Below are 13,110 nucleotides of genomic sequence, written 5' to 3' on the forward strand. Positions count from 1 at the left end.
GGCCTCGGCCTACCCGTGCTGCCGGATGCGGTCCACGAAGCGCGCCGTGCGCTGGGCGAGCTGGTCGGAGCGGTCGCGCAGGATGCCGGTGGTCGTCGCGAGCTCGCGGGCGGTGCGGGTCGCTTCCGCCGCGGAATCCGAGACGCCCCGCATGATGCCGGACACACCGGCGGCACCGCCGGCCGCGTGCTCGACGTTGCGGGCGACGTCGCGGGTGGCCGCCCCCTGCTGTTCGGCCGCGGTGGAGACCGACGCGACGGTGTCGCTGATCGAGCGGACGATGCCCTGGATGTCTCGGATGGCGGCCACCGCGGCGGCGGTCGCCGCCTGGATGCCGGCGATCTGGGCGGCGATGTCGTCGGTGGCGGCGGAGGTCTGGTTGGCGAGCTGCTTGACCTCGTGCGCGACCACGGCGAAGCCCTTGCCGGCCTCCCCGGCGCGCGCCGCCTCGATGGTGGCGTTCAGGGCCAGAAGATTCGTCTGGGTCGCCACGCTGCGGATCAGGGTCACCACCTCGCCGATGCGCTGGACGGCCGAGGCCAGCCCCTCCACCACGGTGTTGGTGCGCTCCGTGGCCTTCACGGCGTCGAGCGCGCTGGCCGCCGAGACCCGCATGCTGCGCCCCACCTCGTCCACCGAGGCCGACAGCTCGGTCAGCGCGGCGGCCACCGCCTGCACATTGTCCGTCGTCACCCCGGCCGCGTCGAGCACCGAGGCCGACTGCTCCGTGGTGTCGGTGGAGATCGCCAGCATGCGGTCGGCGCCCGCCGCCATGCTCTCCGCCGCCTCGCCCAGCTCGGCCACCACCTGGCCGATGCCGCCCTGGAAGTCGACCGCCAACGCGTCGAGCGCGCGGCGGTGCTGCTCCCGCACCTCCTCCAGATAGACGGACACGGAGAGGTTCATGTCGATCAGGCTGAGGCTGGTCACCGCGCGCATCATCGCCGTCATGCGGCGGGCCGCGGCGGCGGTGGTGAAGCGGCGCCGGCAGTGGCGCTCGATGGCCGCGTGCAGCGCGTTCACCGTGTAGCCGTAGGCCGTGGTGTACCACTGCGGCTCAAGCCCGATGCGGGCGTGGGTGCGGCCCACCCGCTGGACGGAGGCGACATACTCGTCGTCCAGCGTGCCGGCGAAGAGGCGCAGCCAGTGACGCTTCTGCTGCTCCGCCGCGTGCCGCCGCCGCTCCTCCGACTGGAACATGCGGTCGAGCGAAGGAAAATTACGCAGGTGGCGATAGAAGTTTTCAATGATCGTATCGAGTTGGTCGTTGAGAATAACTCTCAATTCGCTCAGTACAGAACGGGCCTCGTCATCAATAACCGCGAATCGCAAGAGATCCATGCGTTCGGTGTTTTCCAGCATATTTCGTCCCCAGCCGCGACGTACGATTTGCTCTTCCTTTCGTTGGATCAAATCACAAACAATCCCGCGGCGTCCTGGGAAAAGCGCCGTCAATTTGGAATGATTGCTATGCGGAATGCCCGGAACGGCCGCTGCGAATCGGCGGTCAGCGGCCGTCCATCCGCTCCACCCCGCCGAGGAACAGCCGCACCACCCGCTGCACGAAGCGGTCGCGCTCGTCGGGCGGCGGGGCGGTGCCGACGCCCAGCGTCAGCTCGAACCATGGCCCGCCCTGCAGCATCGAGAGCAGTTCACGGGCGGCGAAGAGCGGGTCGGGCACCCGCAGCCGGCCATGGTCGTGGGCGCGCTGGAGGTAGGTGACGACCGCCGCCCGGCCCTTGGTCGGGCCATGCTCGAAGAAGATGCGCGCGATCTCGGGGAAGCGGGCGGCGTCGCCAACCACGAGCTGGTAGACGCGCACCGCCTCCGGCGACCAGATCAGGTCGACGAAGCGGCGGCCGATGCGGCACAGCGCGTCCTCCACCGTCAGATCGTCGAAATCCTCCGCCCGGAACTGCATGCCACGGCGTTCGCACTCCGCGTGGATGGTGGCGGCGAACAGCGCCTCCTTGGACGGGAAGCGGGCGTAGAGCGTGGTCTTGGACACCCGCGCGCTCTGCGCCACCAGGTCCATGGAGGTGCCGGCGTAGCCGTGCTCCAGGAACACGGCCTTGGCCGCCTCCAGGATCTGGTCGGCCTTGCGGTCGTCGCGCGGAGTGGCAGTGGTCGCAGAAGTGGGGGAGGTCATTCGTTCCTGTACTGAACTGTATCGTTCACCCTTGACCCGCTTCAGGGTCCGCGTTACAGCTTAATGATACGATACAGTCCAGTCCAGTGGAGGCTGCCGATGGCCGGCCGGGTCGCGTGGAGCAAACGTGGTGCGTTGCCTCTTCTGGCGCTGGTCGCGCTGGGGTTGGCCGCCCCCGGTCTTGCCGGTTGCAAGGCGGAGGCGGACAGCGCCGCCGCCCCGGCGGAGGAGGTGCGGCCGGTGCGCGTCGCCACGGTGGTGCTGCGTCCCGCCGACGACGTGGCCCGCTACCCCGCCGTGATCCGCCCGCGGGTGGAGGCGGAGATCGGCTTCCGCATCGCCGGCAAGGTGGTGGAGCGGCTGGTCAGCACCGGCGCGCGGGTGGAGGAGGGGACGCCGCTCGCCCGCCTCGACCCCACCGACGTGGAGCTCCAGGTCCGCGCGGCCGAGGCGCAGCTCGCCTCCGCCAGGGCCGACGCCGCCAACGCCCGCGCCGATTTCCAGCGCTACACCCAGCTCCGCCAGGGCGACTGGGCGACCCAGCAGGAGTTCGACCGCCGCAAGGCGGTGCTGGACAAGGCCGATGCCCATGTGCGGGAGACGGAGGCGCAGCTCAAGGTCGTCGCCAACTCCGCCCGCTACACCACGCTGCTGGCCGACGGCCCCGGCGTGGTGACCGAGGTGCTGGTGGAGCCGGGGCAGGTGGTGGCGCAGGGCCGCACCGCCTTCCGCATCGCCCGGCTGGGGGAGCTCGAGGCGGTGGCCAACCTGCCCGAGCATCAGGTCGCCGGCCTGCCCGAGCGGGCGCTGGCGGTGGAGCTGTGGTCGCTGCCCGGCGTCTCCCTGCCCGCAACCCTGCGCGAGCTGGCGCCGGGGGCCGACGCCGGCACCCGCACCTTCCAGGCCCGCGTCTCGCTGCGCGAGCCGCCGCCGGCCGTGCAGATCGGCATGACGGCGACGCTGGTCGCCGTGCAGGGGCGCGGCGGCGCCGTCGCCCGCCTGCCGATGACCGCGCTGACCCAGCGCGGCCACGACCCCGCCGTGTGGGTGGTGGACCCCGACGCCGGCAAGCTGGAGCTGCGGCCGGTCCAGGTCGCCGCCTTCGCCGGGGGCGAGGTGGTGGTGGCCGGTGGTGTGCGCGACGGCGAGCGGGTGGTGACCGCCGGCGTCCACAAGCTCGACCCGACGGTGAAGGTCCGGGTGTGGGCGGAGCCGGCGCCATGAGTGGCCCGTCGAGTCACACCGCACCCGAGGACGGCGCCGCGCGCGAAGGGTTGAACCTGTCGGCCTGGGCGCTGTCGCACCGCACGCTGGTGCTGTTCCTGATCCTCGCCAGCGTGGTGGCGGGGGCGGTGGCCTACCGCTCGCTGGGCCGCGCCGAGGACCCCTCCTTCACCTTCAAGGTGATGACCATCCGCACCGACTGGCCCGGAGCCACCGCGGCGGAGGTCGAGCGTCTCGTCACCGACCGCATCGAGAAGAAGCTGGAGGAGGTGCCCTACTACGACTTCGCCCGCAGCTATTCCAAGCCCGGCGAGTCCGTGGTCTTCCTGACGCTGAAGGACTACACGCCACCCAAACAGGTCGCCGACATCTGGTACCAGGCGCGGAAGAAGATCGGCGACATCCGCCACACCCTGCCCGACGGGGTGCGCGGGCCCTTCTTCAACGACGAGTTCGGCGACGTCTATTCCGCCATCTACGCCCTGATGGGGGAGGACTTCACGCCGGCACAGCTCAAGCGCATCGCCGAGGAGACGCGCGAGCGGCTGCTGCGCCTGCCCGACGTGCAGAAGGTGGACCTGATCGGCGCCCAGGACGAGCGCATCTATGTGGAGCTGTCGGTGCAGCGGCTCGCCAGCTTCGGCCTGCCCATCGACACGGTGATCGCCGCCCTGCAGCGCGAGAACGCCGTCGCCGCGGCCGGCGAGGTGGACAGCGGCCCGGCGCGCGTGCGGGTCCGCGTCGATATGGGCATCGACAGCGCCGAGAAGGTGCGCGGCATCCCCATCGAGGTGGACGGCCGGCTGCTCACCGTCGGCGACGTGGCCGACATCCGCCGCGGCTATGTGGATCCCAAGCGCCAGACCATGCGGGTGGGCGGCCGCGACGCCATCGGCGTGGGCGTCGTGATGGCCAAGGGCGGCAATGTGCTGACGCTGGGCGAGCGGCTGGCCGCGGAGATGGCGCGGGTGCGCGCCGGGCTGCCGGTGGGCGTGGAGCTCGCGCAGGTCAACGACCAGCCGGCGGTGGTCGAGCGCTCGGTGGGCGAGTTCATGAAGTCGCTGGCGGAGGCGCTGGCCATCGTCATGCTGGTCAGCTTCGTCAGCCTGGGCTGGCGAACCGGCATCGTGGTGGCGCTGGCGGTGCCGCTGGTGCTGGCGCTGACCCTGGTCGCCATGCTGCTGCTGGGCATCGACCTGCAGCGCATCTCGCTGGGGGCGCTGATCATCGCGCTGGGGCTGCTGGTGGACGACGCCATCATCGCGGTGGAGATGATGGTGGTGAAGATGGAGCAGGGCTGGGGCCGGATGAAGGCCGGCGCCTATGCCTGGACCTCGACCGCCTTCCCCATGCTGACCGGCACGCTGGTGACGGCGGCGGGCTTCGTGCCGGTGGGGCTCGCCCGCTCGGCGGCGGGGGAATACACGAACTCGATCTTCTGGGTGGTCGGCATCTCGCTGCTGCTGTCCTGGGTGGTGGCGGTGATCTTCACCCCCTACCTCGGCTACAAGCTGCTGCCGACGCCCAAGCACGCCGCGGCCGGGCACGACGTCTACGACACCCGCTTCTACCGGGTGCTGCGCGCGGCGGTGACGGCCTGCGTGCGCTGGCGCTGGGCCACCATCCTGGCGACCGTGGGGGCCTTCGCCGCGGCGCTGGTGGGGTTCGGCTTCGTGCAGCAGCAGTTCTTCCCCTCGGCCAGCCGGCCGGAGCTGCTGGTCGACATCCGGCTGGCCGAGGGCGCCTCCTTCGACGCCACAGCGACTGACGTGGCGCGGATGGAGCGCATCCTGGCCGCCGACGACGGGGTTGAGCATTTCACCGCCTACACCGGCGGCGGCGCCCCGCGCTTCTACCTGCCGCTCGACCAGCAGCTTCCGACCGCCAACTTCGCGCAGTTCGTGGTCATGACCAAGGACCTGACCGTCCGCGAGCGGGTGCTGGCGGCGCTGACCGCGCGGGCCGAGACCGACTTCCCGGCGGCGCGCGTGCGCGTGGCGCGGCTGGAGAACGGGCCGCCGGTCGGCTATCCCGTGCAGTTCCGCGTGACCGGCAGCGACCCCGACACGCTGCGCCGCGCCGCCTACGCGCTGCGCGACCGCATGCGCGCCGACCCCAACCTGACCAACGTGCATCTGGACTGGGACGAGCTGTCCAAGCGCGTGCGGCTGGAGGTGGACATGGCGAAGGCCCGCGCGCTGGGGGTGACCCGGCAGGACCTGTCCAACGCCCTGCAACTGCTGCTGGGCGGGGTGACCGTCACCCAGCACCGCGAGGGCACCGAGCTGATCGACGTGGTCGTGCGCACGCCCGACCGAGAGCGGCTGGATCTGGCGGGGCTCGGCGACCTCGCCGTGCGCACGGGACGCGGCACCATGGTGCCGCTGAGCCAGGTGGCGGTCCTGCGCTACGAGCTGGAGGAGCCGGTGCTGTGGCGCCGTGCCCGCGACACCACCATGACGGTGAAGGCCGACGTGACCGGCGGCCTGCAGGCCCCGATGGTCAGCCAGCGGGTCAACGCGGCGCTGGCCGACCTGCGCGCCCGGCTGCCCGACGGCTACCGCATCGACATGGGCGGCACCATCGAGGAGAGCGCCAAGGGCCAGAACTCCATCAACGCCATGCTGCCGGTGATGCTGCTGATCATGGTCACCACCCTGATGATCCAGCTCCAGAGCTTCTCGCAGCTCCTGCTGGTGCTGCTGACGGCGCCGCTCGGGCTGATCGGGGTGACGGCGGCGCTGCTGCTGACCGGCATGCCCTTCGGCTTCGTGGCGATGCTGGGGGTGATCGCGCTGGCCGGCATCATCATGCGCAACTCGGTCATCCTGGTGGACCAGATCGAGCAGGATGTGCGCGCCGGCCACAGCCGCTGGACCGGCATCATCGAGGCCACCGTGCGTCGCACCCGGCCCATCGTGCTGACCGCCGCCGCCGCCATCCTGGCGATGATCCCGCTGACCCACAGCGTGTTCTGGGGGCCGATGGCGGTCGCCATGATGGGCGGGCTGGCCGGGGCGACGGTGCTGACGATCTTCTTCCTGCCCGCCCTCTACGCCGCCTGGTTCCGTGTGAAGGCGCCGGCCCGGCGCACCGAGCCTGCGGCGGGCGGGGCGTTGCGGCCGGTCATGATGGCGGCGGACTGATCGGTATCCTCCCGTCCGCGATCGCGGTGCCAACCCGTGGTTGGACGGGCCCGGATGCTTGCGCTATGGTGCCACCGCATAAGAACGCGTGTGGCTAGGGGGCAGGTATGAAGGGGTGGTGGGCGCGCGCCGCGGTGGCGGTCGTCGCGGCGTGGGTTGCCGTGGGTGCGGAGCGGGCCGAGGCGAAGCCGCTGACGCTGGCGACGGGGCCGGAGCTGGCGACCTATTTTCCGGTCGGTGTGGCGTTGCGCATGCTGCTGGAGCAGTCGCCCGCCGCGTCCGGTGTGGAGCTGGCGGTCCTGCCGACCAAGGGATCGGTGGACAATCTGGACGGGCTGCGGGCCGGCCGTTTCGATCTGGCGATCGTGCAGGCCGATCTGGAGCTGGACGCCTTCCGCGGCACCGGCGTGTTCGCCGCCTCCGGCCGTTTCGAGACCTTGCGCTCGGTCATGTCCCTGCATGAGGAGGGGCTCGCCCTGGTGGTGCGCCCGGATGTGAAGGTCAAGGATCTGAAGGGGCTGAAGGGCCGCAAGGTGGATCTGGGCGCGGTCGGTTCCGGCGGGCGGCCGATCGTGGAGCGGCTGACGGCGTCGCTGGGCGTGAAGCCGGTGGAACTCCGCTCCGGCGAGTCCGCCGCCGCGCTGTGCGACCGCCGCATCGACGCCGCCTTCCTGTTCATCGGCCACCCCAGCCCGGTGCTGGTGGACGCGCTGTCGCGCTGCAAGGCGCGGCTGCTGCCGGTGGTCGGCCCCCTGGCGGAGGCGCTGATCCACGACGTGCCGGTGGTGACCGCGACCAGCATCCCGGTCGACCTCTACCCCACCGTGCGCAAGCCGGTGCCGACGCTGGGCGTGCGCGCCGTTCTGGTGGCCCGCGCCGACACGCCGGACGCGGCGCTGACCGCCATCCTCACCACCGTCCAGCAGAACCGCGACCTGTTGCGCATGATGAACCCCGCCCTGTCCGACCTGCGCGACCGCAGCCTGAAGCCGGAAGTGGGCGCCGTGCCGCTTCACCCGGCCGCGGAGCGCTTCTTCGAGGGGGCGGGGAAGGTCAACTGATGGGGATGACCGAGCCTATCGGCCTTGCTGGATCAGAAGGTCGATAGCGGCGATAATCCGGGTGTGCTCGTGGTCGAAGCTGGCGACCACGGGCCCCAGGAACCGCGCTGGAATGGCGACGATCTGAAGCGGGTTCAGGATCACCGGGGTGCCTTCGATCAGAAACTCCGGATTGAGCGTCCGGTCCCGGTAATCGACTTCGTGCGCCGCCACCAGCGGCACGACCACACGGTCGGGGCGGTTTTCCCACCGGTTGCCTTGAACGACCACCAGGTAGGGAATGGCGGTCCTGTTGCGTCCGGGATTGCGGTGGACGTCGAACTGCGCCATCAGCGCTCCCCGCTCTCCCATTCGTCCGTCGGATCGGGCCAGAAATGCTGGCTCCACTCCTGCGCGAAACTGCCGTGCTTCTCATCGAACGCGTTCCAGGAGGCGACCACCTTCTCCCAATGTCCGGGAGCCTTCTCCTGCTTCTCGCGTTCGGATCGCGCCCAGTCGGCGAGCAGGGTCTCGATGGTGTCCGACAGATTGTCGGTGTAGGTCTGGGCGACGCGCACCAGATCTTCGTTCAGCGTCACGTTCACGTGGCGCTTCGCGGCCGTGGTGTCGTAGCCGTCGTCCGGTTTCCGCACATGGCTCATTGCCGGTCGTCCCTGATCCCGGAATAGGGAGGCTGTCAGGTTAAGGCTCATCGGTCCGGGCGGCAATCCCCCGCCTGCGCGGCCGGATCTCCGCCAGGGTCACGGGGCGGAAGTCCCACACGTCGACGCCGACGTCGATCTGGCGGGGCAGGGGCTTGAGTTGGCCGTGGCTGTGGCCGTGCAGGTTCAGCGCACCCTTGTGCATGGCGTTCCAGGTGCGGAAGGCGTAGTGCCCCAGGACCAGCGGCGTGCCGTCCACCGTGATCTCCGCGTAATGGCCGGTGCTGGCCCAGCCGGGCAGGGACAGGGTGTCCGGGCCGTCGTTGTTGCCGGCCAGCAGATGCTTGGTGCCGTTCAGCCGGTCCAGCAGGGCCGCCATGGCGTCCCGCTTGTGGCGGAGCGCGAAGTCGCCCAGGTGCCAGACCGTGTCGTCCGCGCCGACGGTGGCGTTCCAGCGCGCCACCATCGCCTCGTCCATCTCGGCCACCGACCCGAAGGGCCGGCGGAAGCGGCCGAGCGCGCCGGCGTGTCCGAAATGGGTGTCGCTGGTGAAATAGACGGTCATGCCCGGTCAACGCCGATCCGGGCCGTCCGGTCCACCGGCGCCGGCGTCAGTGGTGGTGGCCGTGGTCGCCGCCCTCGGCCCCCGGGTCCATCAGCTTGTGCATGTGCACGATGAAGTAGCGCATGTGCGCGTCGTCGATGGTGGCGCCGGTGGCGCCGCGCCACGCCTTGTAGGCGCTGTCGTAGTTGGGGAAGATGCCGACGATGTGGAGCTTGTTGGGATCGACGAACTCGGTGCTGTCGGGGCGCACGAGCTGTCCGCCGAACACCAGATGGAGCAACTGCTTGTCGGGCATGGCCGGGGGTCCTGTCGGGGGGTTGCGGTCTGCCATTCTCATAACCGCCCGGCGGGCTGTCCTTCAAGTGCGCACAGGCCCCTGTTTGTTGCATCGCAACAGACACCATGTCGCACCCCTCACGGAGTTGTGAACGGGGAAAGCCATGTCAGCTTCGGGGTGATCGGAATAAGTGGTGTGCGGCAGCGTCCAGGGTTGTTGAAGCAACCTGAAACCGGGGGAACCACACGATGGCTTCGCGCAAATTTCTGACCATTACCGCCGCGTCCACGCTCCTTGCCTGCCTTGCCTGCACCGCGGTGGCGCAGGACAAGGAGTCCGTCATGAAGATGCGCGAGCAGACCATGAAGACCATGGGCGGGGCCATGCAGGCCACGGGCAAGTTCGTGAAGAACGAGGGCGGCACCGTGGACGACGTGAAGGCCGCCGCGGCGCGCCTGACCGAGGCCGCGTCGAAGGACATCGCCAGCCTGTTCCCGGCCGGCTCCACCGGCGGCGAGAGCCGTGCCAAGCCGGAGATCTGGACGAGCTGGGATGTCTTCGCCAAGCAGTGGGCCGACCTGAAGCCCGCCGCCGCCAAGCTGACCGAGGCCGCCGCCAGCGGCGACCGCCAGCAGATCGCCGCCGCCATGGGCGGGGTCGGCAAGGCCTGCGGCACCTGCCACGACCAGTTCCGCGCGCCCAAGCAGTAACCGGCGCGAAACGGCAACAACGGAAGACCCCGTCCCATGGGCCACCGCAGCCTCATCCTGGCGATCACCCTGGTGCCGGTGGCCCTTGCGGCGTCCGGCCCGTCGGCGGTCGCGGCCGAAACGCCGCCCGCCGACGCGGTCCGGCGCGGGGAATATGTGTTCAACGCGGCCGGCTGCCTCGGCTGCCACACCGACGAGAAGGGCGGCGGGGCGCCCTTGGCCGGCGGGCGCGGGCTTGCCACGCCCTTCGGCACCTTCCACACCCCGAATATCACCCCCGACCCCACCCACGGCATCGGCCGCTGGACCGAGGCGCAATTCGTCAAGGCCTTCCGCGAGGGGGAGGGGCCGGGCGGCACGCACCTGTTCCCCGCCTTCCCCTACGCCAGCTACACGCGGATGACGGACGCCGACCTGAAGGACCTGCGCGCCTATCTGATGACGCGCCCGGCCTCGGCCCAGGCGAACCGCCCGCACGATCTGGACCCGCCCTTCGGCTGGCGCTTCCTGCTGCCGGTGTGGAAGGCACTCTATCTGGACGAGGGGCCGCTGCCCGACGATCCCTCGAAACCCGCGGAGTGGAACCGCGGCCGCTATCTGGTGGAGGCGCTCGGTCATTGCGGCGAATGCCACACGCCGCGCGACTGGATGGGCGGCATGGACCAGGACCGCCGCTTCGCCGGCAGCTCGGAAGGGCCCGAGGGCGACAAGATCCCCAACATCACCCCCGAGCCCAAGGCCGGCATCGGCGGCTGGTCGGTGGGCGACATCGCCTCCTTCCTGGAGATCGGCATGACCCCCGACGGCGACTTCGTCGGCAGCGGCATGGGCGAGGTGATCCGCAACAGCACCTCCAAACTCACCCCGGAGGACCGGCGGGCCATCGCCGTCTACCTGAAGAGCGTGCCCGCGGTGAAGTGACGCCGCGTCCTCCCTCGCCCGCCTCCGGCGGGAGAGGGTGCCTCACGCAGAACCCGCGCCGCCGAACAGCGCCTGCTCGACCGCGCCGGCGACCTGTTCGTAGGGCTGGGCGCCGCTGACCAGCAGGGGCGGGCCGCCGAGCGTCTCGTCCGGCACCACCACGATGGCCGGGACACCGGTCAGCCCCATGCGCTGGGCCAGCCGCAGGTCGGCCTCGACCACCTCGCGGAAGCGTCCGCTGCGCAGCGCGTCCAGCAGGGCGCCGGCGTCGAGCCCGACGGTGGCGGCGAGGTCGAGCAGCACACGCTCGTCGCCGATGTCCAGCCCCTCCTCGAAAAAGGCGCGGAACAGCGCGCTGTGCAGCACGCCGAGCTGGCCGACGCTGCGGGCGTAGGCGGCGGCCTCGTGCGCCCTGCGGCTGCGCGGCTGCACCGGCGGCAGGCGGATCGTGACGCCGCGCTCCTCCGCCATCGGGTAGACCGACCGCTCCCACACCTCGTGCAGGTCGTCGCCGTCGGGATCGAGCGTCGGTACGGGGTCGGGGCGCAGCTCGAAGGGGCGCCAGTCGATGGCGATCTGGTCGCCGTAATCCTCCAGCACCCGCTCCAGCACGGGCATCTCCAGGTAGCAGAACGGGCAGACATAGTCCGACCAGACGACGAGGCGGACGGTGGGCGTTGCGGTCATGACGACTCCTGTCGGCGAAATCCCCCCGCGGTGGCAAGCGCCCGAAGGGGGTGGGTGGCGTGGCTGCGACACCTGTTGCGGGATCGCCGCGATGGCGGTGGGCGGGGTTGACCCGAGTTATCCACCGCGCTGGGGACAAGGGTGTGCAGAACCCTGTGGGACACGGTGACTCCGCTATCCGGCGGGGGTGCCGGCGAATCGGAGCGCGGCGCGGCGGCGGTGTTCCTCGTGCAGGCGGGTGTAGACCGCCTCCAGGTCGCGGGCGAAGCGGGCGGAATCGAACAGCGGGCAGGTGTCGCGCTGCGCCGCCAGCCGCTCCCGCAGTGCCGCCAGGCGGTTGGGGTCGCGGGCCAGGGCGAGGGCCAGCGCCTCGTAGCCGGCGAGGTCGTCGGCCACCAGCTCCGGCAGGCCGGCGGCCCCGAGAAGGCCGGCGGCGACGCGGCCCGCGAAGGCTGCGCCGCGGCAGGTCACCATCGGCAGCCCGGCCCACAGCGAGTCGCTGCCGGTGGTGTGGGCGTTGTAGGGCAGGGTGTCGAGGAACAGGTCGGCGGCCCGGTGGCGGGCGAGGTGCTGCGCGGACGGCAGCGGCGGGGCGTAGACCAGCCGCCGCGGGTCGAGCCCGCGCCGCACCGCCTCCCGCCCGAGATTTCCGCACACCAGCGGCTCGGCGGCGTAGAGCCAGAGCACGCTGCCGGGCACGGCGTGCAGCAGCCGGGCCCACACGTCGAACACCGCCGGGCGGATCTTGTAGGGGCTGTTGAAGCAGCAGAAGACGAAGCCGTCCTCCGGCAGGCCGAGGGCGGCGCGGGGCGGTGTCTCCGCCGCGATGGCGCGCTGGCGGTCGTTGGGCTGGTAGCTGTGCGGCAGGCGGACGACCGACTCGCTGTAGTGCGGCTCGTCCTCCGGCGGGATGGTCGCGGCGTCGGCGATGATGGCGTCGATGAAGGGCGCGCCCATGGTGCCGGGATAGCCCAGCCAGTTCACCTGCACCGGCGCCGGCCGGGCCGCCGGGATCGCGGTGCGGGCGAAGGCGGTGTAGCCGGTCAGGTCGACCAGGATGTCGGTGCCGGCCCCGGCGATCCGCCGCGCCGCGTCCGCGTCGGACAGGGTGGACAGATCCTCGAACCGCTCGACCGCCGCCATCAGCCGCCGGCGCATGGCGCTGCCGTCGTCGATGCCGGTGGACCAGGCGGTGACGGCGAAGCGGCCGCGGTCGTGCCGTTCCAGCAGCTCGGCGATCAGATGGGCGACGGCGTGCTCGTGGAAGTCGCCGGACAGGTAGCCGATGCGGATGCGCCCATCGCCAGGGACGGCGGGCACGCGGCCGACGGGGGTGACGCCGGCCGTGCGCTGCTCCGCCCAGCGCTCCGCGGCGAGGCGCTGGTCGGCCGGGCTGCTGTCCATGCCGAGCAGGGCGAAGGGCGGCACGCCCGCCGCACCGGCGCGAAGGGCGGCGAGCAGCGCCGCCTCCCGCTCCGCCAGCCCGTCCCAGGCGCACAGGCGCAGCCTTTGCTGCACGGACTGGCCGAGTGCCGCGGCGTTGCCGGGCTCCAGCGCCAGCGCGTGGTCCAGGGCGGCGGCGGCGTCCGCCGTCCGCTGGGCCCGGCCGGCGGTGGCGGCGAGGTCGAGCAGCAGATCGGCGCGACCGGGCTCCAGCGCCACGGCGCGGCGCAGCGCGTCGGCGGCGTCGCCGGGGCGTGCGGTGTCGAGCAGGGTGCGCGCCAGCCCG

The 13,110-nt window shown here is 71.4% G+C and carries 13 protein-coding genes; 5 read left to right on the top strand and 8 right to left on the bottom strand.

What is annotated here, in order from left to right; genetic code table 11:
• Window positions 1–9: 9 nt before the first annotated feature.
• Both HL658_RS37905 and HL658_RS32900 read right to left on the bottom strand, forming a co-directional pair.
• Window positions 10–1,341 carry a protoglobin domain-containing protein gene (locus HL658_RS37905; RefSeq protein WP_180287708.1) on the bottom strand — a complete coding sequence of 444 codons (1,332 nt, stop codon included), beginning with the start codon at window positions 1,339–1,341 and terminating at the stop codon, window positions 10–12.
• A gap of 166 nt (window positions 1,342–1,507) precedes the next feature.
• Complete coding sequence (locus tag HL658_RS32900; protein ID WP_180286466.1) at window positions 1,508–2,149, bottom strand: TetR/AcrR family transcriptional regulator; 642 nt, start codon at window positions 2,147–2,149, stop codon at window positions 1,508–1,510.
• Window positions 2,150–2,248: 99 nt separating this feature from the next.
• On the opposite strand from HL658_RS32900, the gene HL658_RS32905 reads away from it, so the two are divergent.
• The 3 genes from HL658_RS32905 (at window position 2,249) to HL658_RS32915 (ending at window position 7,580) form a co-directional block, all read left to right on the top strand.
• A complete protein-coding gene (locus HL658_RS32905) occupies window positions 2,249–3,373 on the top strand; it encodes an efflux RND transporter periplasmic adaptor subunit (RefSeq protein ID WP_180286465.1) in 1,125 nt (374 codons plus the stop codon).
• Window positions 3,370–6,519, top strand: a complete 3,150-nt coding sequence (locus tag HL658_RS32910; protein ID WP_180286464.1) for an efflux RND transporter permease subunit — start codon at window positions 3,370–3,372, stop codon at window positions 6,517–6,519. Before HL658_RS32905 ends, HL658_RS32910 begins: the two co-directional genes overlap by 4 nt.
• Before the next feature lie 107 nt (window positions 6,520–6,626).
• Complete coding sequence (locus HL658_RS32915; RefSeq protein WP_180286463.1) at window positions 6,627–7,580, top strand: TAXI family TRAP transporter solute-binding subunit; 954 nt, start codon at window positions 6,627–6,629, stop codon at window positions 7,578–7,580.
• Between the two features lie 15 nt (window positions 7,581–7,595).
• Here HL658_RS32915 and HL658_RS32920 read toward each other — a convergent pair whose 3' ends face one another.
• Genes HL658_RS32920 through HL658_RS32935 form a run of 4 tightly spaced genes read right to left on the bottom strand, consistent with a single transcriptional unit; the run spans window position 7,596 to window position 9,081 of the window.
• On the bottom strand, window positions 7,596–7,910 hold the full coding sequence (locus HL658_RS32920; protein WP_180286462.1) for a CcdB family protein: 315 nt from the start codon (window positions 7,908–7,910) through the stop codon (window positions 7,596–7,598).
• The gene (locus HL658_RS32925) at window positions 7,910–8,221 is read right to left on the bottom strand and encodes a type II toxin-antitoxin system CcdA family antitoxin (protein ID WP_180286461.1); all 312 of its coding nucleotides are present in this window, start codon (window positions 8,219–8,221) and stop codon (window positions 7,910–7,912) included. Before HL658_RS32925 ends, HL658_RS32920 begins: the two co-directional genes overlap by 1 nt.
• A gap of 40 nt (window positions 8,222–8,261) precedes the next feature.
• The gene (locus tag HL658_RS32930) at window positions 8,262–8,786 is read right to left on the bottom strand and encodes a metallophosphoesterase (protein ID WP_180286460.1); all 525 of its coding nucleotides are present in this window, start codon (window positions 8,784–8,786) and stop codon (window positions 8,262–8,264) included.
• Window positions 8,787–8,832: 46 nt separating this feature from the next.
• Window positions 8,833–9,081 (bottom strand): DUF4170 domain-containing protein, encoded by a 249-nt coding sequence (locus tag HL658_RS32935; RefSeq protein WP_180286459.1) that lies wholly within the window; start codon window positions 9,079–9,081, stop codon window positions 8,833–8,835.
• A gap of 230 nt (window positions 9,082–9,311) precedes the next feature.
• Between HL658_RS32935 and HL658_RS32940 the strand changes: the two genes are divergently transcribed.
• Window positions 9,312–9,773 (top strand): c-type cytochrome, encoded by a 462-nt coding sequence (locus HL658_RS32940; protein ID WP_180286458.1) that lies wholly within the window; start codon window positions 9,312–9,314, stop codon window positions 9,771–9,773.
• A gap of 36 nt (window positions 9,774–9,809) precedes the next feature.
• Window positions 9,810–10,694, top strand: a complete 885-nt coding sequence (locus tag HL658_RS32945) for a c-type cytochrome (protein WP_180286457.1) — start codon at window positions 9,810–9,812, stop codon at window positions 10,692–10,694.
• Between the two features lie 42 nt (window positions 10,695–10,736).
• Here the strand turns inward: HL658_RS32945 and HL658_RS32950 are convergent, their stop codons facing one another.
• Together HL658_RS32950 and HL658_RS32955 are read right to left on the bottom strand one after the other, a co-directional pair.
• Window positions 10,737–11,381, bottom strand: coding sequence for a DsbA family oxidoreductase (locus tag HL658_RS32950; RefSeq protein WP_180286456.1), 645 nt, complete (start codon window positions 11,379–11,381; stop codon window positions 10,737–10,739).
• A 174-nt stretch (window positions 11,382–11,555) separates the two neighbouring features.
• A partial coding sequence (locus HL658_RS32955; RefSeq protein WP_484463073.1) for an O-linked N-acetylglucosamine transferase, SPINDLY family protein occupies window positions 11,556–13,110 on the bottom strand: 1,555 nt, incomplete at its 5' end.

Origin of the sequence: Azospirillum oleiclasticum (assembly GCF_013423485.1) — a bacterium.
Classification (GTDB): Bacteria; Pseudomonadota; Alphaproteobacteria; order Azospirillales; family Azospirillaceae; genus Azospirillum; species Azospirillum oleiclasticum.